23 protein-coding genes and 1 pseudogene are annotated in these 20,305 nt (G+C 69.1%); 14 read left to right on the top strand and 10 right to left on the bottom strand.

Going from position 1 to position 20,305, the window contains the following annotated elements; translation table 11 throughout:
* The first annotated feature begins 99 nt into the window (after positions 1-99).
* The 11 genes from ACLBWX_RS11620 (at position 100) to folK (ending at position 9,023) form a co-directional block, all read left to right on the top strand.
* Complete coding sequence (locus ACLBWX_RS11620) at positions 100-1,722, top strand: ATP-binding protein (RefSeq protein WP_447677213.1); 1,623 nt, start codon at positions 100-102, stop codon at positions 1,720-1,722.
* Entirely contained in the window at positions 1,719-2,423 is a 705-nt protein-coding gene (locus ACLBWX_RS11615; protein WP_447677212.1) for a response regulator transcription factor, read from the top strand. Before ACLBWX_RS11620 ends, ACLBWX_RS11615 begins: the two co-directional genes overlap by 4 nt.
* Positions 2,424-2,623: 200 nt before the next feature.
* Entirely contained in the window at positions 2,624-2,713 is a 90-nt protein-coding gene (gene pqqA / locus ACLBWX_RS11610; RefSeq protein ID WP_055889187.1) for a pyrroloquinoline quinone precursor peptide PqqA, read from the top strand.
* A gap of 58 nt (positions 2,714-2,771) precedes the next feature.
* Complete coding sequence (pqqB, locus tag ACLBWX_RS11605; protein WP_447677211.1) at positions 2,772-3,674, top strand: pyrroloquinoline quinone biosynthesis protein PqqB; 903 nt, start codon at positions 2,772-2,774, stop codon at positions 3,672-3,674.
* Positions 3,675-3,817: 143 nt separating this feature from the next.
* Positions 3,818-4,930, top strand: coding sequence for a pyrroloquinoline-quinone synthase PqqC (pqqC, locus tag ACLBWX_RS11600; RefSeq protein ID WP_447677210.1), 1,113 nt, complete (start codon positions 3,818-3,820; stop codon positions 4,928-4,930).
* The gene (pqqE, locus tag ACLBWX_RS11595; protein ID WP_447677209.1) at positions 4,927-6,084 is read left to right on the top strand and encodes a pyrroloquinoline quinone biosynthesis protein PqqE; all 1,158 of its coding nucleotides are present in this window, start codon (positions 4,927-4,929) and stop codon (positions 6,082-6,084) included. The genes pqqC and pqqE overlap by 4 nt, the downstream gene beginning before the upstream one ends.
* The gene (locus ACLBWX_RS11590) at positions 6,081-6,797 is read left to right on the top strand and encodes a hypothetical protein (protein WP_447677208.1); all 717 of its coding nucleotides are present in this window, start codon (positions 6,081-6,083) and stop codon (positions 6,795-6,797) included. The genes pqqE and ACLBWX_RS11590 overlap by 4 nt, the downstream gene beginning before the upstream one ends.
* Positions 6,778-7,158 (top strand): hypothetical protein, encoded by a 381-nt coding sequence (locus ACLBWX_RS11585; RefSeq protein WP_447677207.1) that lies wholly within the window; start codon positions 6,778-6,780, stop codon positions 7,156-7,158. The genes ACLBWX_RS11590 and ACLBWX_RS11585 overlap by 20 nt, the downstream gene beginning before the upstream one ends.
* Positions 7,159-7,390: 232 nt before the next feature.
* Positions 7,391-8,164, top strand: a complete 774-nt coding sequence (folP, locus tag ACLBWX_RS11580) for a dihydropteroate synthase (protein WP_447677263.1) — start codon at positions 7,391-7,393, stop codon at positions 8,162-8,164.
* Positions 8,161-8,535, top strand: coding sequence for a dihydroneopterin aldolase (gene folB / locus ACLBWX_RS11575; RefSeq protein WP_447677206.1), 375 nt, complete (start codon positions 8,161-8,163; stop codon positions 8,533-8,535). Before folP ends, folB begins: the two co-directional genes overlap by 4 nt.
* A 14-nt stretch (positions 8,536-8,549) precedes the next feature.
* On the top strand, positions 8,550-9,023 hold the full coding sequence (gene folK, locus ACLBWX_RS11570) for a 2-amino-4-hydroxy-6-hydroxymethyldihydropteridine diphosphokinase (protein WP_447677262.1): 474 nt from the start codon (positions 8,550-8,552) through the stop codon (positions 9,021-9,023).
* Here the strand turns inward: folK and ACLBWX_RS11565 are convergent.
* The 7 genes and pseudogenes from ACLBWX_RS11565 to ACLBWX_RS11535 form a co-directional block, all read right to left on the bottom strand.
* A pseudogene (locus ACLBWX_RS11565) lies at positions 9,024-9,598 on the bottom strand (L,D-transpeptidase family protein).
* A gap of 1 nt (position 9,599) precedes the next feature.
* Positions 9,600-10,454, bottom strand: a complete 855-nt coding sequence (gene xoxJ, locus ACLBWX_RS11560; RefSeq protein ID WP_447677205.1) for a rare earth element methanol dehydrogenase accessory protein XoxJ — start codon at positions 10,452-10,454, stop codon at positions 9,600-9,602.
* Complete coding sequence (locus ACLBWX_RS11555) at positions 10,454-11,059, bottom strand: c-type cytochrome, methanol metabolism-related (RefSeq protein WP_447677204.1); 606 nt, start codon at positions 11,057-11,059, stop codon at positions 10,454-10,456. Before ACLBWX_RS11555 ends, xoxJ begins: the two co-directional genes overlap by 1 nt.
* A 135-nt stretch (positions 11,060-11,194) precedes the next feature.
* Positions 11,195-12,997 (bottom strand): lanthanide-dependent methanol dehydrogenase XoxF1, encoded by a 1,803-nt coding sequence (xoxF1, locus tag ACLBWX_RS11550; RefSeq protein WP_447677203.1) that lies wholly within the window; start codon positions 12,995-12,997, stop codon positions 11,195-11,197.
* 661 nt (positions 12,998-13,658) lie between these two features.
* The gene (locus ACLBWX_RS11545; protein WP_447677202.1) at positions 13,659-14,429 is read right to left on the bottom strand and encodes an ABC transporter ATP-binding protein; all 771 of its coding nucleotides are present in this window, start codon (positions 14,427-14,429) and stop codon (positions 13,659-13,661) included.
* Complete coding sequence (locus ACLBWX_RS11540; RefSeq protein ID WP_447677201.1) at positions 14,410-15,147, bottom strand: ABC transporter permease; 738 nt, start codon at positions 15,145-15,147, stop codon at positions 14,410-14,412. The genes ACLBWX_RS11545 and ACLBWX_RS11540 overlap by 20 nt, the downstream gene beginning before the upstream one ends.
* A gap of 44 nt (positions 15,148-15,191) precedes the next feature.
* Positions 15,192-16,184 carry an ABC transporter substrate-binding protein gene (locus ACLBWX_RS11535; RefSeq protein WP_447677200.1) on the bottom strand — a complete coding sequence of 331 codons (993 nt, stop codon included), beginning with the start codon at positions 16,182-16,184 and terminating at the stop codon, positions 15,192-15,194.
* A gap of 249 nt (positions 16,185-16,433) precedes the next feature.
* On the opposite strand from ACLBWX_RS11535, the gene ACLBWX_RS11530 reads away from it, so the two are divergent.
* On the top strand, positions 16,434-16,811 hold the full coding sequence (locus ACLBWX_RS11530) for a 4a-hydroxytetrahydrobiopterin dehydratase (RefSeq protein WP_447677199.1): 378 nt from the start codon (positions 16,434-16,436) through the stop codon (positions 16,809-16,811).
* Positions 16,812-16,825: 14 nt separating this feature from the next.
* Here the strand turns inward: ACLBWX_RS11530 and ACLBWX_RS11525 are convergent, their stop codons facing one another.
* The 3 genes from ACLBWX_RS11525 to ACLBWX_RS11515 form a co-directional block, all read right to left on the bottom strand.
* On the bottom strand, positions 16,826-17,047 hold the full coding sequence (locus tag ACLBWX_RS11525; protein WP_055949561.1) for a hypothetical protein: 222 nt from the start codon (positions 17,045-17,047) through the stop codon (positions 16,826-16,828).
* 70 nt (positions 17,048-17,117) lie between these two features.
* A complete protein-coding gene (locus ACLBWX_RS11520; RefSeq protein ID WP_447677198.1) occupies positions 17,118-17,963 on the bottom strand; it encodes a metallophosphoesterase in 846 nt (281 codons plus the stop codon).
* Between the two features lie 17 nt (positions 17,964-17,980).
* Complete coding sequence (locus tag ACLBWX_RS11515; protein WP_447677197.1) at positions 17,981-18,601, bottom strand: cation transporter; 621 nt, start codon at positions 18,599-18,601, stop codon at positions 17,981-17,983.
* Positions 18,602-18,827: 226 nt separating this feature from the next.
* Here ACLBWX_RS11515 and croR point away from each other — a divergent pair, with 226 nt between their 5' ends.
* Positions 18,828-19,307 (top strand): 3-hydroxybutyryl-CoA dehydratase, encoded by a 480-nt coding sequence (gene croR, locus ACLBWX_RS11510; RefSeq protein WP_056468990.1) that lies wholly within the window; start codon positions 18,828-18,830, stop codon positions 19,305-19,307.
* A gap of 83 nt (positions 19,308-19,390) precedes the next feature.
* Complete coding sequence (locus ACLBWX_RS11505; RefSeq protein ID WP_447677261.1) at positions 19,391-20,143, top strand: TrmH family RNA methyltransferase; 753 nt, start codon at positions 19,391-19,393, stop codon at positions 20,141-20,143.
* The last annotated feature ends 162 nt before the right edge of the window (positions 20,144-20,305 follow it).

Below are 20,305 nucleotides of genomic sequence, written 5' to 3'. Positions count from 1 at the left end.
GGGGCTCGGCCTAGAGATCCTGCCGGGGACGGAACGGATCGGCGCATCCGGCAGGACGCGGAACGCGTCGGGACGAACGCAGGATAGGCTGGCAGACCCATGCGCTCGCTGAAGGTCCGGTTCGCGCTGCTCCTCGGCGCCACCGCGCTCCTCGTCGTCCTGGCCGCCCTCGGGGTGCTCGCCTCGATCAACGCGGCGGAGCGCACCATCGACCGGACGCTCGCGGCGCAGGGGCGCCTGGAACTCCTCGTCGAATTGTCGGGACGCATGACCCAGTACGGCCTCGCCGCCCTGGAGGCGGTGAGCAACCCGGACGCCCAGCCGGAAGGCCTGGCGGTGGCGCGCACCAACGTCGACCGGGCCCTGGTGGCGGTGGACGAGGCCCTCGGGCGCTCCATCGCGTCCAGCGACGATCCCCTCGACCGCACCCAGTACGCCGCGCGCACCCGGCCCCTGGCGCAACTGCGCGCGGCGCGCGCGGTCCTCGACCGGCAGGTGACCCAGGTGCTGCGTCAGTCCGAGGACGAGTCGCGCAAGGCGGCGATCCGGGGCGCCCTGAACGGCTTCGGCGCCATGACCGGGCAGCCCCTCTCCTTCCTGATCGAGGTGGAGCGGCGCTCGATGATCGCCGGCTCGGACGCGGCGCGCGCGCTCTCCAGCACCCTCCGGATCGCCTCGCTCGCCGCCGTCGCGGGAGCGCTCGCCATCGTGCTCCTGCTCTACCGGGCGGTGACCCGCCCCGTGCTGGCCCGGATCGAGGCGGTGCGCCGCGCCGCCAGCGCCGTCGGCCGCGGCGAGCTCGATACCCGCCTCTCCGTGGCGACCCGGGACGAGCTCGGCCTGCTGGTGGCGAACTTCAACCGCATGGCCGCCCGCCTCGCCCGGCGCGAGGGGCGCCTCGCCGCCGACCGCGCCGCCCTGGAGGACACCGTGGCGGCCCGTACCCTGGATCTGCGCGCCGCCAATGCCCGGCTGGAGGCGGTGGACCGCTCCCGCCGGCGCTTCTTCGCCGATGTCAGCCACGAGTTGCGCACGCCCCTCACGGTCATCCTCGGCGAGTGTGACATCGCGGCCCGCTCGGCCGGGCGCCAGCGCGACGTCACGCCCGTCTTCGCCACCATCCGCAAGCGCGCTCTGCGCCTGAAACGCCGGGTCGAGGACCTGCTGCGCGTCGCCCGCTCCGAATCCGGACAGATCGAACTCGACCGCCGTCCGGTGGGGGCGCGGGAGATCCTGGCCGACGCCGTCGACGGCATGGCCTCCGAGGCCGCCCGCCGCCGCGTGGCGCTGAGCCTCGATCCGGCCGAGGCCGACCCGACGTTGCTCGCCGACCGGGAATGGCTGCGTCAGGTGGTGGAGAGCCTGATCGACAACGCCCTGCGCCACGCCACCGGCCTCACCCGGGTCGTGGTGGCCCTGGCGCCGGTGGAGGGTGGGCACGCGACGGTGACCATCACCGATGACGGGCCGGGCTTTCCCGACCTTGGAGACGGTCTGTTCGAGCGCTTCCGCCGCGACAGTCCGACGGGAGAGGCCGGCTTCGGCATCGGACTGGCCCTGGCGCGCTGGGTCGTCGAGCGCCATGATGGCACCATCCGCCTCGGGGCGGGTCCGGGCGGGCGCGGTGCGCAGGTCTCCCTGGACCTGCCCGCGCTGTTCGCCGGCGACGCCGAATTTCCCCCCTCGCCGCACCCGACGGGCGCCCAGGAGACCGTGGCATGACGCGCGTACTGATCGTCGAGGATGACAGCGACATCCGCGCCATGCTCGCCCGCGGGCTGGAGGCGGAGGGCTTCATCGTCGGCGTCGCCGGCCGGGTCGACGACGCCCTCGCGGCCGCCCGCGCGGAGGCTCCCGAGGCCGTGGTGCTCGACATCACCCTCCCGGACGGCTCGGGCCACGACGTTTGCAGATCTCTGCGCGAGGGCGGCTATCCGGGGCCGATCCTCTTCCTCTCGGCCCGGGACGAGGTGCGCGACCGCGCCGAGGGACTGGCGCTGGGGGCCGATGACTACATCGTGAAGCCGTTCGTCTTCGACGAGCTGCTGGCCCGTCTCCAGACCCACCTCCTGCGCCGCAAGGCCTCGGAGGAGCCGCGCAGCATCGTCACCGCCGGTAAGCTCATGCTCGACCTGACCATCCGGCAGGTGGGATTCGCCGATGCGACGGCGCGCCTCACCCCCCGTGAGGCGGAGCTCCTCGCGCTCCTGATGGACAACGCCAACCACCCCGTTTCCCGGGGCGACATCTTCGACAAGCTCTGGGCCGGCCAGGGCGGCCTCTCGCTGAATGTCGTTGATGTCTACGTGGGTTACCTGAGAACCAAGCTCTCCGACTTCGTGCGGCTCGGCGGTCCGGCCATCGTCACGGTACGGGGCAAGGGCTTCATGCTCGACCTCAAGGGACAGGATTTCCGGCATTGATTCCGGCACCGCGCGTTAACGGCGGCAGCGAATTCGCGGGGGTGGCTGGGAGAAACCGGCAATTTAGCGCTTGAACTGCCGAGCCAAATTGTCGATATCAACCCGGCGACAGAAATCACTGCGCCGTCAGTGTCTTACGATCTTCTTAGAGGCGATCGGGATGCTGCTGACGTTCAGAAGAAACTTTCAGGAGAAACACCATGACCTGGGCCGCCCCCATCGTTTCCGAGATCTGCGTCGGCATGGAAGTCACCAGCTACGAGTCGGCTGAGATCGACACCTTCAACTGAGCCTTCGCAACTCAGTCTTCGTCGAACCCGAGGATCTCAAGGCAGCGTCGGTTCCACCATGCATGTCCTGATCCTCGGTTCGGCCGCGGGCGGCGGCCTTCCCCAGTGGAATTGCCGCTGCCCGATCTGCGCCCTCGCCCGCGAGGACGAGACCCGCGTCAGGCCGCGGACACAGTCGAGCATCGCCGTCTCCCCCGATGGAGAGCGCTGGCTCCTGGTGAACGCCTCCCCCGATATCCGCCAGCAGCTGTTCGACAACCCGGCGATGCACCCGCGCACCGGGCTGCGGCACTCGCCGATCCATGCGGTGCTGCTGACCAACGGCGACGTCGATCACGTCGCCGGCCTGCTGACCCTGCGCGAGGGCCAGCCCTTCACCCTGTACGGGACCAGCGGAATCCTCGAATCGGTCAATGCCAACCGGGTGTTCGACGTGATGGCCGCCGGCGTCGTCGCCCGCGAGCCGATCGGCCTCGACCGGCGCTTCGAGCCGATACCGGGCCTGCACGTCACCCTGTTCGCGGTACCCGGCAAGGTGCCCCTGTGGCTCGAGGACGAGACCCTGGAGATCGGCGCCGAGACCGAGACCACGGTCGGCGCGATGATCGAGGCCGACGGGCGGCGCCTCGCCTACATCCCCGGCTGCGCCCGGGTCACCGAGGACCTGAAGGCCCGCATCAACGGGGTCGACGCCCTGCTGTTCGACGGGACCGTGCTCCTCGACGACGACATGATCCGCGCCGGCGTCGGCACCAAGACCGGCTGGCGCATGGGCCACGTGCCGATGACCGGCGAGGGCGGCTCCATCGCGGCCCTGTCCGACGTGGCGATCGGCCGAAGGGTCTTCGTCCACATCAACAACACCAATCCGGTGCTGGTCGAAGGATCCGACGAACGCCGCCAGGTCGAAGCCGCGGGTTGGGCGGTGGCCCATGACGGTTTGACGCTGACCCTTTCGTGATGCGTCCATCTGGCAGTTTAGTGCCGAGGACATACATCGTGTCCGATTGAATTGTGTCCGCGCGCCGGCGCCCTTCACGGGGCGCGGCGCGATTGATAAGAAAAGTTCCTAAAACCGCTCCCCGCTGATCCGCGAGCCACGCCATGACCGCGCCCTTCCCGACGCCCAAACCCGTGCACACGCTGGAGGCCGACGAGGCCCTGCGCCTGCTCTCGCCCGAGGAACTCGAGGCGGCTCTGCGCGACATCGGGGCGCGCCGCTACCACAACCTTCACCCGTTCCACCGCCTGCTGCACGATGGCAAGCTCGACAAGGATCAGGTCCGGGCCTGGGCGCTGAACCGCTACTACTACCAGGCGATGATCCCGGTGAAGGACGCCGCCGTGCTCGCGCGCATGACCGACGCGTCGCTGCGCCGGGTCTGGCGCCAGCGCATCGTCGACCATGACGGCGACGCGCCCGGCGACGGCGGCATCGAGCGCTGGCTCAAGCTCGCCGAAGGCGTGGGCTTCGCGCGGACTTACGTGGAATCGACGCAAGGCATCCTGTCGGCGACCCGGTTCTCGGTCGACGCCTACGTGCACTTCGTGAAGGAGCGCTCGCTCCTGGAGGCGATCGCCTCCTCGCTGACCGAGATGTTTTCGCCGACCATCATCTCGGAGCGGGTGGCCGGGATGCTGAAGAACTACGACTTCATCACCAAGGACACGCTGGCCTACTTCGACAAGCGCCTGACGCAGGCGCCGCGCGACGCCGATTTCGCCATCGCCTACGTCAAGGAGCACGCCACCACGCCGGCGCTGCAGCGCCAGGCGATGGATGCGCTGACGTTCAAGTGCAACGTGCTCTGGACGCAGCTCGATGCCCTGTACTTCGCCTACGTCGCCCCCGGCCTGATCCCGCCCGATGCCTGGACGCCCGGCACCGGACTGGTGCCCGAGCCGGCGTCCCAGGCTTCCGGGACGCCGGCCGCCGGCACCGGCACCCTCACGGCGCACGACGTGCCGCGCCTGCCGCGCGGCGTGCGCCTGCGCCACGACGCCGTGCGCGACCAGCATGTCCTCCTGGCGCCCGAGCGCACCTTCGACCTCGACGCCAACGCGGTCATGGTCCTGGAACTGGTGGACGGCCGACGGTCCGTGCGCGACATCGCCGAGGTGCTGGGCGAGAGGTTCACGGCGGACGTGACCGTGATCGAGGCCGACATCCTCGTGATGCTGAACGATCTGGCCACGAAACGGGTCCTGGAGCGATGAACGCGATCACGCCGAACGCCCCCGCCCTGCCGGCTCCGGTCGGGCTCCTCGCGGAGCTCACCCATCGCTGCCCCCTGCGCTGTCCCTACTGCTCGAACCCGCTCGAACTCGACCGGCGCTCGGGCGAGCTCGACACCGCGACGTGGCAGCGGGTGCTGACGGAGGCGGCGGCCTTGGGCGTGCTGCACGTCCACCTCTCGGGGGGCGAGCCGACGGCGCGCAACGACATCGTCGAGATCACGAAGACCTGCGCGACGCTGGGCCTGTATTCCAATCTCATCACCTCCGGTGTCGGCGGCGCCCTGCAGAAGCTCGATGCGCTCTACGACGCCGGCCTCGACCACGTGCAGCTCTCGGTGCAGGGCGTCGACGCGGCCAATGCGGAGAGGATCGGCGGGCTCAAGAACGCCCAGCCGCAGAAATTCGCCTTCGCCGAGCGGGTGACCCAGCTCGGCCTGCCGCTGACGCTGAACGCGGTGATCCACCGAGGCAACATCCATGAGGTCGAGGGGTTCATCGACCTCGCGGTCAAGCTCGGCGCCAAGCGCCTGGAGGTCGCCCACACCCAGTATTACGGCTGGGCCTACGTGAACCGCGCGGCCCTGATGCCGAACAAGGCCGAGGTCGACCGCTCGATCCGCATCGTCGAGGCCGCCCGCGAGCGCCTGAAGGGGCAGCTCGTCATCGACCTCGTTGTGCCCGACTATTACGCGAAGTATCCGAAGGCCTGCGCCGGCGGTTGGGGCCGCAAGCTCATGAACGTCACGCCCCAGGGCAAGGTGTTGCCCTGTCACGCGGCCGAGACAATCCCGAACCTCGAATTCTGGTACGTGTCCGACCATTCGCTCGGCGACATCTGGGCGAACGCCCCGGCCTTCACGGCCTATCGCGGCACGGACTGGATGAAGGAGCCCTGCCGCTCCTGCGACCGGCGGGAGAAGGATTGGGGCGGCTGCCGCTGCCAGGCCCTGGCGCTGGCCGGGGATGCGGCGGCCACCGACCCGGCCTGCTCCCTCTCGCCGCTCCACGCCAAGGTGCGCGATCTCGCCACCGAGGAGGCGGCCGAGACGCCGCCCGACTACGTCTACCGGACCATCGGCAGTAACGTGCAGCCGAATGTGCGTACGCCGCTGAATGAGGAAGCGCCGCTTTGAAGCCCGTCACACTTGCCGCGTTCTTGATGCTCGCGGGCGCGCCTGCGCTTGCCCAGACCGCGCCCGCCGCGCCCGAGGCGCCCGCCGTCACCAAGGCCAACACCGCGACGCCTCCGAACGCCTCGGACCTGCTCTTCGAGCAGCCGCAGATGAAGAACGTTCCGCCCGGGACGAAGCTCACCTACGATTACCTGCGCCGCAGCGGCATTTCGAAGGGCCCGTTCGGGCCGCCGCTGAACGATACGATCAAGCTCGGGGTGGAGCCCGGCAACGCGGCGGACAACCGCAGCATCCGCGTGGAGATGTTCTCCGGCGCCAACCGCTTCCCGGCCGGTCCGTTCGAGGACATGCCCGGGAACCCGGTGATGACGCTCTTCCTCGAGCATCATCTCATCGACCTCGCCCGCGTGCTGATGGCCAACCCGCGCTACATCAAGAACGCCATCCGGAAGGGCCTGCGCGACAACGCCACCGTGACGCCGACGCAGGTCGACTACAAGGGACGCACAGTCTCCGGCTGGCGCATCGAGACCCAGCCCTTCCTCGACGACAAGATGAAGGAGCGCATGCGCGGTTTCGAGAACCTGAAATACACCTTCGTCACGTCGGAGGCCGTGCCCGGCGAACTCGTTTCGATCGAGGCGAGCTCCAAGAACGCCGAAGGCGGCGAACTCCTGCAGGAGAACCTGACCTATGATCCGAACGCTGGTTAAGCGGCTTCCGCACCTCGTCGCCGGCGCCTGCGCCGCGGCCCTCGTGGCGGGTGCGGCGGCCGCGGCCGAGCCCGAGAACGACTACCCCACCGAGGCGCGGGCCGATTACATCTTCGGCTGCATGGCCGCCAACGGCCAGTCGCGCGAGTCCCTGTCGCGCTGCTCCTGCTCCCTCGACGCCCTCGCCTCTCTGCTGCCCTACGACAAGTACGTCCAGGCGAGCACCGTGCTGTCGCTTCGCCAGGGCATCGGACAGCGTACCACCGCGTTCAAGTCGACCAAGGTCTTCGACGACCAGGTGGCCGAACTCCGCCGGGCCCAGGCCGAGGCCGAGATCCGCTGTTACCGCGGCGGGACCTGACCGGGCCTTCGGACCTCACGGCGTCGCTGCCCGGCGCGGCGGCGCATCACCGGGTTCCCGTCCGGCGTCGGCATCGGCGTTGCTCCGACCCGGCAATGGGTTCAAGACAGCGGCATCCCGGCCGAGGACACGCCCCGGACCGCCCGCCTTCGAACCCGAGCATCCCGTGCCCCCAGACCTGCCGGCCCCGCTGACGACGCTCCTGCCCGATCTCGGGCGGCGCGTCCTCGTGATGGGTATCCTCAACGTCACGCCCGATTCGTTCTCCGACGGCGGCCGTTTCGCGGGCCTCGAGGCCGCTCGCGTCCAGGCCGAGGCCCTGGTGGCGGAGGGCGCGGCACTGGTCGATATCGGCGGCGAGTCCACCCGCCCCGGCCACGTGCCGGTCTCGGCGGAGGAGGAGCAGGCCCGCATCCTGCCGGTGATCCGCGATCTCGCCCCACGCCTGTCCGTCCCGATCTCGGTGGACACCTACAAGGCCTCGACCGCGCGGGTGGCGCTGGAGGCCGGCGCCCGCATCGTCAACGACGTCTGGGGCCTGCAGCGCGAGCCCGACATCGCCCGGGTCGCCGCCGACCACGGTGCGCCGGTGATGATCATGCACAACCGCGAGACCATCGATCCGGCCGTCGACATCGTCGCCGACATGCTGCGCTTCTTCGAGCGCTCGCTCGCCATCGCTCGGGCCGCCGGCCTCCGCGACGGCGACATCGTCCTCGATCCCGGCATCGGCTTCGGCAAGAGCTGGGCTCAGCACCTCGAAGCCCTGCGGTGCCTGCCCGAGATCGTGGCCCTCGGATTTCCGGTCCTCGTCGGCGTCTCGCGCAAGTCGCTCCTGGGACGCTTGCACGATGCCGAGACCAAGCCGGTGGACCGGCTCTTCGGTTCGATCGGCAGCCACGTGCTCGCCGCCACGCTCGGGGCGCAGATCGTGCGCGTCCACGATGTCCGCCCGCACGTGGATGCTCTGCGGGTGGTCGACGCCGTGATGGGACGACCCGCATGAGCGACCGCATCCTCGTCGACCGCATCGCGGTCTTCGCCTTCCACGGCCTCCTGCCCGAGGAGGCCCGCCTCGGCCAGCGTTTCTACGTCTCTCTCGACGTGCGCCTCGATCTTGGCGCGGCCGGGCGCTCCGACGACGTCACCCGGACCGTGAGCTACGCCGACCTCACCGAGATCGTGACCCGGATCGCCACGCAGCGGCGTTTCGCCCTGATCGAGGCCCTGGCGGAGGCCATCGCCGACGAGATCCTCGACCGGCACCCCTCCATCACCGAGGTCCGAGTGCGCGTGGACAAGCCGAGCGCGCCGGTGCCGGCGGTGATCGACGGCGTCGCCATCGAGATCGTGCGGCATCGCGAGGCCACCCGATGAGCGTCGGCCCCCACATGCACGCCGCCTATCTCGGCCTCGGAAGCAACATCGGCGACAAGGCCACGACCCTGGCCGATGCGGTGGCACGGCTCGCCGATACGCCGGGCATCCGCGTCACCGCGCGCTCGTCGGACTATCGCACCCCGCCCTGGGGCGACACCGACCAGGACTGGTTCCTCAACGCCGCCATCGGGATCGAGACCAGCCTGACCCCGCACGAACTCCTGGAGGCGGGCCTCGGCATCGAGACCGCCATGGGTCGGGTGCGCGAGCGCCGCTGGGGGCCGCGGGTGATCGACATCGACGTGCTGTCCTACGAAGGGGCAGCGATCTCGGATGCCCGCCTGATCCTGCCGCACCGTTTCGTCCGGGAGCGCGCCTTCGTGCTGGTGCCCCTGGCCGAGATCGCCCCCAACCTGCGCATCGGGCCCGAGACGGTCACCGAGGCCCTGGCCAAGCTCGACGCCCGCGGCATCGTGCGGGCCTGATCAGGGCCGGATCTCGATCGGGGTGCCGGTGTCGACCCGGGCGTAGAACGCCGCCATCTCGGCATTGGTGACGCCGACGCAGCCGTTGGTCCAACCGACGAGCCGATGCAGGGGACCGAGCCAGGACAGCCCGTTGAACAGGCCGTGGATCATGATGTCGCCGCCGCGGCCGCGGCCCGCGGCCGCGGCGCTGCGGACCTGATCCGGCGTCGGGTACGAGACCTTCAGGGAAAGGTGGGCGACGCTGCGCGGGTTGCGATAGGCGATCGCGTAGATACCCTCCGGCGTGCGCCCGTCGCCCTCGCGGAACTTCTCTGGCCCTCCGGCGCGAAGCCCAGGGAGACCGGATAGGTGGCGAGGACCCGGCCGTCGCGCAGCAGCGTCAGGCGCCGGGCGGCCTTCTCCACGAGAATGCGGTCGGCCCGGTCCGGTTCGGGCACGAGGGCCGGCTCGACCCGCAGCCATTGGCGCTGGTCGACGACGATCAGGGCGAGCAGGGCGAGAACGACGATGGCGGCGCCGGAGCCGATCCGCCGCCGCCATCGCGGTCTTCCTGTCCTGTCGGTGCCCACCATCTCAGGGAGCGGGAGCGTCGAGGAGCTTGTTGCCCTCCTCCTCCAGAAGCGGCACGTCGTAGTCGCGCAGCACCTTCTCGATATCGGCTCGCCGCTTGCGCAGGATCGTGTTGAGCGTCCGCTTCCAGTCGTTCTCCTCCAGGCGAACCCCGAGGGCGATCCGGAAGGTCAGCGGCGGCCGGTCCGGCTCCTGCAGCAACGGCACGACGGCCATCGGCACGCCGCTCCGCCTGGCGAGCCAGCCGGCGGCCGGTCCCCAGAGGATCGCCGCGTCGATGCGCTTCTCGGCCAGATCCGCGATGACCTCGGCCGAGACCGTCTGGTGTTTGCGGGCCGGATCGAGCTGGTAGGGCGCGTAGGCCTTCATCGCACTGACGAGGCCGACCTCGCCCATGCGGTTCACCGGAGGCGTGCCGCCGATGACGCCGATGGACTTGCCCTTGAGCTTGGGGTCGTCGAGGCGGGTGACCCCGTCGAACTCGCCCATGCGGGTGACCAGCGTGTAGGCGGAGCGATAGTACGGGTTCGAGTGCTGGACGAGCTCACCGCCGGCGGCGGAGCCGATGATGATGTCGCACAGACCCGTGCCGAGGGTGTTGCGGACGAAGCCCGGACCCTGCGTCAGCCAGTAGTACCGGATCTTGACCTTGAGCTCGTCCGCGATGATCGCCGCGATCCGGTTCTCGAAACCATCCTCCTTGCGCTCGGAGAACGGCATGTTGCCGGGGTCGCCGCAGACGCGCAGGGTGTCCGTGGTGACGAGGTCGGGCAGCGACTGCGCCGAGGCGCCTCGCACCCCTGCCGACACCAGCAGGAGCGCGAGGGCGAGACGTGTCCGAGTGCGTGAGCGCGCCATCAGCCGCCCAGGCACTCCTTCTCGGCCGTCTTGGCGGCTTCAGGCTTCTCTTCCTTGTCGGTCGGACGCACGCGCGGCATCGCGCCGGAGGCCCGGGCCTTGAGGTAGACGTAGAGATCGTCGGCGTAGCACATGACGTTCTTGTTATCGCCGAAGGCGGGCATGACCCGCTCCTGGCCGGCCTGCGAGTCGCGCTTGCCGCCGGCGAGGATACCGATGAACTCCTCGTAGCCGATGGTCTTGAGCGAGTCCTTCAGGGCCGGCGCGTAGGTCGAGCCCATCGCATCCGGACCGTGACAGACGTGGCACTCGGCGTGGTAGCGGCGGTAGCCCGAATAGGCATACCAGTCGAACTTCTTGCCATCGTTGGTGATGTGGAAGGTCGGATGGCCGTCTGCGTCCTGATACTTCCCGTCCTCGACCTTCACGGCCGCGAACTTGTCGATCAGCTTGGCATCCTTCTCGGCCGCATTCGGGTCGAGCTGATTGGCCAGTGCCGGATCAGCCTTCTTCGCATCTTGTGCCTGCACGGCAAGGGTCGAGATGGAGGCGAAGGCGAGGGCCGCCACGAGAGGACGGATGGCGGCTTTGCTGAGGGTGTGCAACGACGTTTCTCCCAGGAACTCCACGTCGGCCGAACAGCCGCGTGTTTCACATCTTGTTCTTCCAACTCTAATCATAAAGGTGCCGGCGCGGAAACCCGCGCCGGCACCCCAAGTCTTACCGTAACGTGCGACCGATTAGTTCGGCAGCGAGAAGACGGTCAGCTGACCACCGAGGTTGGTGTAGTTCGAGAGGGCGGCGTAACCACCCACCGCACCGAGGCCGGCGTTCGGGTCGGTCAGGCCGGCCGCGAGGCCGATGCCGGCCCAGCCACCGACACCCGACAGGATGCCGACGAACTGCTTGCCCTTGTGGCTGTAGGTCATCACGTTACCGATGATGCCCGACGGGGTCTTGAACTTGTAGAGTTCCTTGCCGGTCTTGGAGTCGACGGCCTTCAGGTAACCCTCGAGGGTCCCGTAGAACACGACGTCACCAGCGGTGGCGAGGGCGCCCGACCACACCGAGAACTGCTCCTGGTTCGACCACTTGATCTTACCAGCAACGCCGTCCCAGGCGATGAAGTTACCCATGCCGCCGTGGCTGTTGGGGGCCGGGTACATGGCCAGCGTCGCGCCGACGTAGGGCTGACCCGGGGTATAGGAGACCCGGAACGGCTCGTAGTCCATGCAGACGTGGTTGGTGGGCACGTAGAACAGGTTGGTCTTCGGCGAGTAGGCCGCAGGCTGCTGGTCCTTGGTGCCGAGAGCGGCGGGGCAGATACCCTTGGAGTTCGTATCCTCACCGTTCTGCTCGGTGGAGTACTTCGCCTGGACGAGCGGGCGGCCGTAGGTCTTGGAGCCCTTGTCCATGTCGACCTTCGAGGCCCAGTTCACGACCGGATCGAACTTCTCGGCGACCAGGAGCTCGCCGGTGGCGCGATCGAGGGTGTAGCCGAAGCCGTTACGATCGAAGTGGGTCAGGAGCGGACGCTCCTTGCCGTCAACCTTCTGATCCGTGAGGATCATCTCGTTGATGCCGTCGTAGTCCCACTCGTCGTGCGGGGTCATCTGGTAGACCCACTTGGCGGCGCCCGTGTCGGGGTTACGCGCCCAGATGGTCATGGACCACTTGTTGTCGCCCGGACGCTGCTTGGGGTTCCAGGTCGAGGGGTTGCCCGAGCCGTAGTACATCAGGTCGAGCTTGGGATCGTAGGAGAACCAGCCCCAGGTGCAGCCGCCGCCGGTCTTCCACTGATCGCCTTCCCAGGTCTTCAGCGAGGAGTCCTTGCCGACCGGCTTGCCGAGCGACGTGGTCTTCTCGGGATCCATCAGCATGTCGGCGTCGGGGCCCTGGGAGTGGCCGCGCCACACCTTCTTGCCCGTCTTGGCGTCGTAGGCGGTGACGTGGCAGTTCACGCCGAACTCGCCGCCGGAGATGCCGACGATGATCTTGTCCTTCACCGGAAGAACGGTGGCGGTGTTGGTCTCACCCTTCTTGGGATCGCCGTTGACGACGGACCAGTTCACCTTGCCGGACTTGGCGTCGAGCGAGACGACCGTGGTGTCGGCCTGGTGCAGGATGATGGCGCCATCGGCGTAGGCGAGACCGCGGTTGACCGTGTCACAGCACATCACCGGGATGACCGACGGGTCCTGCTTGGGCTCGTACTTCCAGGCGATCACGCCGTCCTTGTCCAGGTCGAGGGCGTAGACGATGTTCGGGAAGGGGGTGTGGACGTACATCATGTTGCCGACGACGAGCGGGGAGCCCTCGTGGCCGCGCAGCACGCCGGTCGAGAAGGTCCAGGCAACCTGGAGCTGCTTGACGTTGCTGGCGTTGATCTGGTCGAGCTTCGAATAGCGCGTATTGGCGTAGTCGACGGTCTGAAGGACCTGCTCGGCCGGGTTGGCCGTGCGCTTCAGGACGTCTTCGTTGGCGAACGCCGTGGTCGAAGCGACCATGCCGGCGCCGAGTGCGAGAAGATGTACCGCTCTCATGGATTCCTCCGACAGATCTTGCAGCCGTCATCATGCAGAAAATCCGCAGGATCACGCTGTGATCTGACTGTTTGCGACAGGGATAGGTTCGCCACGGTAGCGGACGCCAAACCTTTGAAACCAAACCTGCAAAGGTCGGTGCTGGGTTTGTGTGGTCAGGGGCCGCTATCCCTTTGCGGCGCCCCTCGAAACCGAAGCTTGAACGAACTCTAAGAAAAATTCGGGCGGCGTCAACACGCTTGCGCACCGTGGTTCCAGGGTTTGCACAAGACCTCGTGAGCGTTCCGACGACATTCGAACAGGCTCGCGCTTCGCACCATAAGATTGTGCGACGCAATATCTCGAAGTGGTAAGACAAAGCGATTTGAACAGCTTTGCCGGATCTTCATGCAGCATGCGCATGGGATCGTAGCTAGGCAGCGAGCGACATGTCGGTGGCGCGACCTGACCGTTCGATTCCCCCTTCGACGAGCCGATCGTAAAGAAATAAAATTCTAAAACAGCTATATAATGCAGGAATATCGAGCGCTTTGGATCGGGAATGCCCGCAGGTTTCTTGGAGCGCCGATGAAGCGTGGCGACGATCCGATGCGCGGTCTCGCCGCATCCGACCCCGGGGAAAGGTGCCCATCTCGTCGCCTGGACGCAGATCAGCGGCGAATCAGCCCGCGATGACGCCGGGAAAGCGCTCGGCGAGGGAGGCGCGGTTCGCCTCGGTCCAGGCGCGGTTGCGCTGCCCGCGCGGCCTGTCGAGGGCGATGGTGCCGAGCAGGCTCGCCGGACGTCCGGAGACCAGGAGCAGGCGGTCGGCGATCTCGAGAGCCTCGGCGACGTTGTGGGTGACCATGAGGACGCCCATGCCCGAATTTCCGACCGCCGCGACCACGAGGCCGCGGAGGGCGGCGGCGGCGTTGTCGTCCAGGGACACGAAGGGCTCGTCGAGGACGAGGATCCGCGGCTTCTGCGCGAGCGCCCGGGCCAGGGAGACCCGTCGAGCCATGCCGAGGGAGAGCGCGCCGGGATAGCGTCCGCGCCAGGGGGCCAGCCCGAGGGATTCGAACAGGGCGTCGAGGTTCTGTTCTCGCGCCGGCCTCGGGAGGGCGAGGCGGACGTTCTGCTCGACGGTGCGCCAGGGCAACAGGCGCGGCTCCTGGAACGCCATGGCGATGCCGGCCTCGTCGGGCGGCGGGGTGATGCTGCCTTCGTAATCCGGGTCGAGACCGAGGAGGATGCGCAGGGTCGTGGTCTTGCCAGCCCCCGACGGGCCGATCAGGCACGTGATCGCGCCGCTCGTCACCGTGAAGGCGAGGCCACGCACCGCCTCCACCGGTTCCGGGCCGCCGCCGCCATAGACCTTGCGGACGATCTCGACCCGGAGAGCTGCTCCGTCGGGGCCGGGCACGGCCCTGCCGTCAGCGCCAGCGCCGGACATAGGCTTCGAGCCGCTGGAGGATGAGGATGTCGATGGCGATCATCACGCTCATGAACACGATGCTGTAGCCGACGATCGCCGCCACGTTCAGGCTCTGGACGAAGTAGTAGTTGATGGCGAAGCCGACGCCGTTGGGGCGGCCGAGCAGCTCGATCACCAGCACGATCTTCCAGGCGAGCGACAGGCCGGAGCGTGCGGCGGCCACCGCGAAGGGCTGGAGCTGCGGCACCAGCACGTGGGCGATCCAGGTCCGCCGGTCGAAGCGGTAGCTGCGCGCCATCTCCTCGAGCTGCGGGTCGAGGCCACGGGCCCCCTCCCGCAGGATCACGGCGACGTTCGGCAGCTTGTTCAGCACCACGGCGACGATGGCTGCCGCCTCGTTGAGGCCGACCCAGATGTAGGCCAGCACCGTGATCACCAGGGCGGGCGTGTTGAGAAGGATGAGGAGCGGCGTGTCGAGGACGAGGTTCAACCGACGCGAGCGCCCGAGGGCGATCCCGAGGAGCACCCCCAGGGTCATCGCCAGGAAGAAGGAGATGCCCACCCGCGACAGGGTGATGCCGACGTTCCACCACAGGTCGCCGGTGGCGGATTCGCGCGCGATGAAGTCGAGGATCGCCAGGGGCGCCGGCAGCAGCCGTGAGCCGGCGGCCGAGGCCGCGATCTGCCACCCCGCGAGGAGGACCAGCACGGAGGCGAGACGGGTGGCAAAGCCCATGGGGTCAGGGCGTCGGGGGCGCGGCTGACCGGCGCCGGGTGGCCTCAGCCATTGCCGGAGCCGTCGAAGTACAGGCCGGTGGGGAGCGTCGTGCCCGCGCCGACGAGGCGCTCGCCGCCGAGGCGGGCCATGACGGAGAACAGCTTCTCGCCGTCGCCGCGCTCCGTGGCGAGGGGCCGGCGCGGGATGCCGGCGAGGAAGTTGCGCTTGAGCGCCTGGAACGTTTCCTCGTCCTCGGCCGACATCAGCGGGCGTACCACGTCCCAGGCGGCGGGATCGTTGGCGAGGATCTCCTTGGCGGCCTTGGAAGCGCGGGTGAAGCCCATGACCGCCTCGCCCTTGTCCTTCACGGTGGCGTCGTCGAGGAGATAGCCGATCAGGGCCATCGAACCGGTGGCGCCGAAGGCGCGCATGATGTCGTCGGATCCGATCAGGCGGCGGAAGCCCTTGGGCTCCAGGCGCGCGCAGTAGGTCCAGTACAGGAGCCCGGCATCGAGCTCGCCCTGCTCCAGCTTGAGCGCCAGGAGGGGCGGCGCCCCGAAGGCGATGGTGGCCTGGGTCTCGAGGTCGATTCCGGCGGTGTCCCGGGCCTGGGCCTTGAGCAGGAGCCAGTTCTTGTCGAGGGGGCCGCCGGCGACGCCCAGGCGCTTGCCCTTGAGATCGGCCAACGTGCGGATCGGGCTGTCGCCCGGCACCATCAGGGAGCCTTCGGTGGTCGAGTAGGGAAAGAAGCGGATGGCGCGTCCCTCGTTGCCGAGCCTGGCGGCCCAGAGCAGGTCGCCCACGATGGTGTCGACCTGGCCGCCGAGGAAGGCGATCCGCGCGGCGTCGTTGCCGGCGAGCTTGACGACGTCGAGGGTGAAGCCGTTGGCGCTGTCGAGGCCGCGCGCCTTGATCACCGCCGCCTCCCAGGAGACCGTGCCGAAGGGCAGGCTGCCGACCCGGAACGCCGGCCCCGCCGCCCGCGCCGGACGGGCGAGGCTCCAGGGCAGGGGCAACAGTGCCGCCGTCGCGAGCAATCCGCGCCGTGACAGCATGAGGGACTCTCCCTGGATTCGAAATCGAACGCTCGGGTTGTCCCGTGAAGGCCGGCGCTGGTTGGCAATCTTCATAGGAGGTCGGGCACAGGGCGTCCACAGGACGAATTGGCAAGTCCGCCGGGCGGATGGTCGCCCCTGGAACCGCAGATCTCTCCGAACGGGCTCAGATACCTTGCGCATGGCAAGGGGGCGGCGCAGGATTTCAGCCTGTTCGGCATCGATGCTTGTTCGAGGGGATTTCAGACCATGGCCGGCACGCGGGACGACGTGATCGACGACGCCACCGTCACGGAGCGCCTGGCGCGGGAGCTGCCGGCCTGGCGCCTGGAAGACGGTTGGATCCGGCGCACCTACAAGACTGCTGGCTGGAAGGGTACGCTGATGGTCATCAACACCGTGGGCCATCTCGCCGAGGCCGCCTGGCACCATCCGGACATCACCGCCTCCTACGCATGGGTCGAGGTGCGGCTGACCAACCATGCCGCCAAGGGGATCACCGAGAAGGACTTCGCGCTGGCCGCCAAGATCGAGGAGGTGGTCGGCTGGCAACCCGGCACCGAGGGCGGCGCGCTGGAGGGCACGCCCACCGACGCGCGCTTCGCCTACATCAAGTACGAGCGCTGAATCCGGGCGGCCGCTCAGTCGGCCTGCTTCACCCGGCGGCACTCGGTCTTGAGGTAGCTCGTCTTGCCGACCTCGTCCCGCAGATCGGTGCGGGCGATGATCTCCTGCCACCCGTTGGTGCAGCCGAGTTCGTTGGCGACGCGGACCTTGCGGACCTCGCTCGCCTTGTCGTCGGTGCAGGCCTCGATCGGAATGCCGTTGGCACAGACGAGGACGACGGCGATGAAGGCGTTCATGGGCCAACTCTCATGGGTGATCTCCGGCGCGGCGATGCCCGAGAGGTACGCGGCCGGGCGGCGTCCGGTCTCACTCGATCGTGAGAACGTGATCGGCAGAGAAGTCCCGCCCCTCGACCGGGTTCGCGACCCAGCGGGTGCGCCCGATCCGCATGTCGTGCCCGGCATGGAAATGACCCGAGACCCAGAGGTTCGGTCGGACCGCCTCGGGCAGATCCTCGAGGACGGTGGTGGCGTAGAAGGCCGGGACCCACCAGGGCACGCCGGGGACATCCCGGAACGCATTGGCCGCGCGCGGGCTCGCCGGGTGATGGGTGACGCAGACGGTCGGCCCGTCATGGGCCTGCCCCAGCGAGGCTGCCAGCAGGGCGCGTTCCCGGTCGTGTGCTGCCATCGCGTCGGTGGGCGACCAGACCGTTCCGTCGCCGTTGCGGATCGAGCCCAGAAATTCGCGCGAACCGGTGATCGGATCGGTCATCCGCGCGGTCGCGTAGGCAATCGGGTCCTCCGGCGCGTCGGCGATGCGCCCGTCCAGCCAGAGCCCGGCCAGAGACCAGTCGCTCCACAGGGTGGTGCCGACGAAGCGCACGCCGTCGATCGCGACGGCCGATCCGCGCTGGAGCAGGTGGATCTCGGCCCCCTCCCCGTTCAGGCGCAGGACCTCGGCCTCCAGGGCGGCGAGGAGTTCCGGTGCCGTGCGCCCGTCGCCGGTCGGCGCGTAGTGCTCGTGGTTGCCCGGTACGAGCACGATCGGGCGGCCCTGCGCCAGGGTCATCAGGGCCGCGAGCCCCGATTCGGGCCGGCCCTCGTGCAGGTCGCCGGGGCAGACCAGGACGTCGAAGGGCTGGCTCGGGCGCGGGATGACGTCGAGGCGCCGGCGCTCCAGGTGCAGGTCGGAGATGGGAAACAGGCGCATGCTGGGCGTGGAGCCTCTCAGGGAACCGGGTTCTCGGGCGCGGCCTTCGCCGCGCGCCACTCGGCGCGCGCGGCCTTCAGGATGTCGCCGGCCGAATCCGCGTTGAGGATGGCGATGCCGCCGGCCGCGATGAGATCCGGCCAGGCCGACAGGGTCAGGGCGGTGGCGAGGCCGGCGGCGATGATCGCGAGGTTGGCGAAGGCGTCGTTGCGGGCCGAGAGATAGGCCGCTCGGGTCAGGCTGCCGCCGCCCGCGCGGTGCCGGGCCAGCATCATCGCGCAGGTGAGATTGACTGCCAGCGCCCCGAGGCCCGTGAGCGTCAGGGGAAGTGGGGCCGGGGGCGCCATCGTGGCGAACTTGACCCAGGTGGCGTAGGCGGTGGCGAGGGCCGGCAGGAGCAGGATGACGGCGAGGACGGCTCCGAGCCGGGCCCGGTTGCGCACGCTCCAGCCGATGCCGGCGAAAATCAGCAGGTTGATCGCCGCGTCCTCGAGGAAGTCGAGGCTGTCGGCGATGAGCGCCAGCGACCCGATCGCCAGGGCGACGCTGATCTCGATGCCGAAATATGCGAGGTTGAGCCCGGCGACGCGGGCGACCACCGGGCGCAGGGTGGCGGACGGGGTGGGCGTGGCGGACAAAGCGGCGGCTCGACCTGGCTGATGGGAGAGATCGGCCCGTACCCGGGCGCGGCACCTCGCGACGACGGTCTCCATGGCGCGAGATGCCTCCGGCTGTCGAGGCTCAAGATCCGGCCCGGTGCTTTTCACGCGCCGGATACTGGATTTGGCCCGCCGCCTGTGCGAGGCGAAAAGCCAAGCCGCACGAGACCTGCGTGCAACCAACCAATGTCAGGGGAAAACGCCGATGATGCCCGAACTGCGCGTCCTGTACTTCGAGGATCTCGAAGTCGGCCTGTCCGAGACGCTGAACAAGGTCATCGCCGCCTCCGACGTGGTGGGCTTCGCCGAGATCACCGGCGACCGCAATCCGATCCACCTGTCCGAGCATTTCGCGGCGCGCACGCCCTTCGGCACCCGCATCGCGCACGGCCTCTACACCGCCGGCCTGATCTCGGCGGTGCTCGGCACCCGCCTGCCCGGACCCGGCGCGGTCTACATCAGCCAAACCCTGAACTTTCGCGCGCCGGTGCGCATCGGCGATACGGTCGAGGTCACCGTCGAGGTGGCGGAGTTGGTGCCGGAGCGCCGTCGCGCCCGCCTGAAATGCACCTGTTCGGTCGCCGGCGAGGTCGTCCTCGACGGCGAGGCGCTGGTGAAGGTGCCGACCAAGGCGGAGGCCGATCCGCTCGCGGTGCGCATGGGCGGGCGTCCGGCGAGCGCCTGACGCCCGCCTTGGCCGCCCCGCCCCGGTCCGCGCCGATCGCCATCGACGATCCCGCAGACCCGCGCCTCTCGCCCTACACGGCGATGCGTGAGCGCGACCTCGTCGGGCGTGCCGGCCGCTTCATCGTCGAGGGCGAGGTGACCCTGCGGGTGATGCTGTCGGGCCGGGCGCGATTCGGCCTCGAGTCGGTTCTGCTGGCGCCCGAGCGGCTGGCCGGCCTGGAGGCGGCCCTGGTCCGGCTGCCCGAGACGGTCCCCGTCTACACAGCGGCGAAACCCGTGATGAGCGCGATCACAGGGTTTCCGATCCATCGCGGCGTCCTCGGCGTCGGCCTGCGCGGGGGGGAGACGCCTGGCGACGCGCTCCCCTTCCTGCCGCCCGCTCCGGCGCCGGCCCTCGTGGTCGGTCTCGTCGGCCTGACCAACCACGACAATGTCGGCGGCCTGTTCCGCAACGCCGCCGCCTTCGGCGCCGACGCGGTGCTCCTCGACGGCGGCACCTGCGATCCGCTCTACCGCAAGGCGATCCGCGTCTCGGCCGGCGCCGCGCTGATCGTGCCCTTCCTGCGACTCACAGACGCCGACGCGCTCCTCGCCTTCGCGGCGCGCCACGCCCTGGAGCCCCTGGCCCTGAGCCCCGGCGGGGCCGAGACCCTCGCGTCCCTGGCGCCCCCTGACCGATCCCTGCTCCTCCTCGGGAGCGAGGGGCCGGGCCTGCCGTCCGACCTGATGGTGCGCCTGCGCACCCTTCGGATTCCAATGGCAGCGGACTTCGATTCGCTCAACGTCGCGACCGCGGGCGCCATCGCCCTGCATCACCTCGCCCGGACGGGATAGCGCGGAGCGGACGACCCGGCTGCGAAGGAGCTTTCACGCGCGACACTGCGTCCCCATTGCCGCGCGCTCCGCTACGGTCAAGATTACGCACCGGGCGCTGCGAGCCCTGGACGGACCATTCTTGCGCGCCACATGCGCTTAGAGATGGAGCGCAGACGAGGG

It is taken from the genome of Methylobacterium sp. M6A4_1b (assembly GCF_053345175.1).
This window is presented reverse-complemented; position numbering and strand designations above follow the sequence as displayed.

Excerpts from the sequence above, each read along its gene's own strand:
- ACLBWX_RS11585 (WP_447677207.1), top strand. The coding sequence starts at position 6,778 with ATGATCCGAACGCTGGTTAAGCGGCTTCCGCACCTCGTCGCCGGCGCC.
- ACLBWX_RS11615 (WP_447677212.1), top strand. The coding sequence starts at position 1,719 with ATGACGCGCGTACTGATCGTCGAGGATGACAGCGACATCCGCGCCATG.
- ACLBWX_RS11525 (WP_055949561.1), bottom strand. The coding sequence starts at position 17,047 with ATGAACGCCTTCATCGCCGTCGTCCTCGTCTGTGCCAACGGCATTCCG.
- croR (WP_056468990.1), top strand. The coding sequence starts at position 18,828 with ATGATGCCCGAACTGCGCGTCCTGTACTTCGAGGATCTCGAAGTCGGC.
- pqqB (WP_447677211.1), top strand. The coding sequence starts at position 2,772 with ATGCATGTCCTGATCCTCGGTTCGGCCGCGGGCGGCGGCCTTCCCCAG.
- folB (WP_447677206.1), top strand. The coding sequence starts at position 8,161 with ATGAGCGACCGCATCCTCGTCGACCGCATCGCGGTCTTCGCCTTCCAC.
- pqqA (WP_055889187.1), top strand. The coding sequence starts at position 2,624 with ATGACCTGGGCCGCCCCCATCGTTTCCGAGATCTGCGTCGGCATGGAA.
- pqqE (WP_447677209.1), top strand. The coding sequence starts at position 4,927 with ATGAACGCGATCACGCCGAACGCCCCCGCCCTGCCGGCTCCGGTCGGG.
- ACLBWX_RS11535 (WP_447677200.1), bottom strand. The coding sequence starts at position 16,184 with ATGCTGTCACGGCGCGGATTGCTCGCGACGGCGGCACTGTTGCCCCTG.
- ACLBWX_RS11620 (WP_447677213.1), top strand. The coding sequence starts at position 100 with ATGCGCTCGCTGAAGGTCCGGTTCGCGCTGCTCCTCGGCGCCACCGCG.
- ACLBWX_RS11530 (WP_447677199.1), top strand. The coding sequence starts at position 16,434 with ATGGCCGGCACGCGGGACGACGTGATCGACGACGCCACCGTCACGGAG.
- ACLBWX_RS11505 (WP_447677261.1), top strand. The coding sequence starts at position 19,391 with ATGCGTGAGCGCGACCTCGTCGGGCGTGCCGGCCGCTTCATCGTCGAG.
- xoxJ (WP_447677205.1), bottom strand. The coding sequence starts at position 10,454 with ATGGCGCGCTCACGCACTCGGACACGTCTCGCCCTCGCGCTCCTGCTG.
- ACLBWX_RS11545 (WP_447677202.1), bottom strand. The coding sequence starts at position 14,429 with ATGTCCGGCGCTGGCGCTGACGGCAGGGCCGTGCCCGGCCCCGACGGA.
- ACLBWX_RS11540 (WP_447677201.1), bottom strand. The coding sequence starts at position 15,147 with ATGGGCTTTGCCACCCGTCTCGCCTCCGTGCTGGTCCTCCTCGCGGGG.
- pqqC (WP_447677210.1), top strand. The coding sequence starts at position 3,818 with ATGACCGCGCCCTTCCCGACGCCCAAACCCGTGCACACGCTGGAGGCC.
- ACLBWX_RS11520 (WP_447677198.1), bottom strand. The coding sequence starts at position 17,963 with ATGCGCCTGTTTCCCATCTCCGACCTGCACCTGGAGCGCCGGCGCCTC.
- folP (WP_447677263.1), top strand. The coding sequence starts at position 7,391 with ATGGGTATCCTCAACGTCACGCCCGATTCGTTCTCCGACGGCGGCCGT.
- folK (WP_447677262.1), top strand. The coding sequence starts at position 8,550 with ATGCACGCCGCCTATCTCGGCCTCGGAAGCAACATCGGCGACAAGGCC.
- xoxF1 (WP_447677203.1), bottom strand. The coding sequence starts at position 12,997 with ATGAGAGCGGTACATCTTCTCGCACTCGGCGCCGGCATGGTCGCTTCG.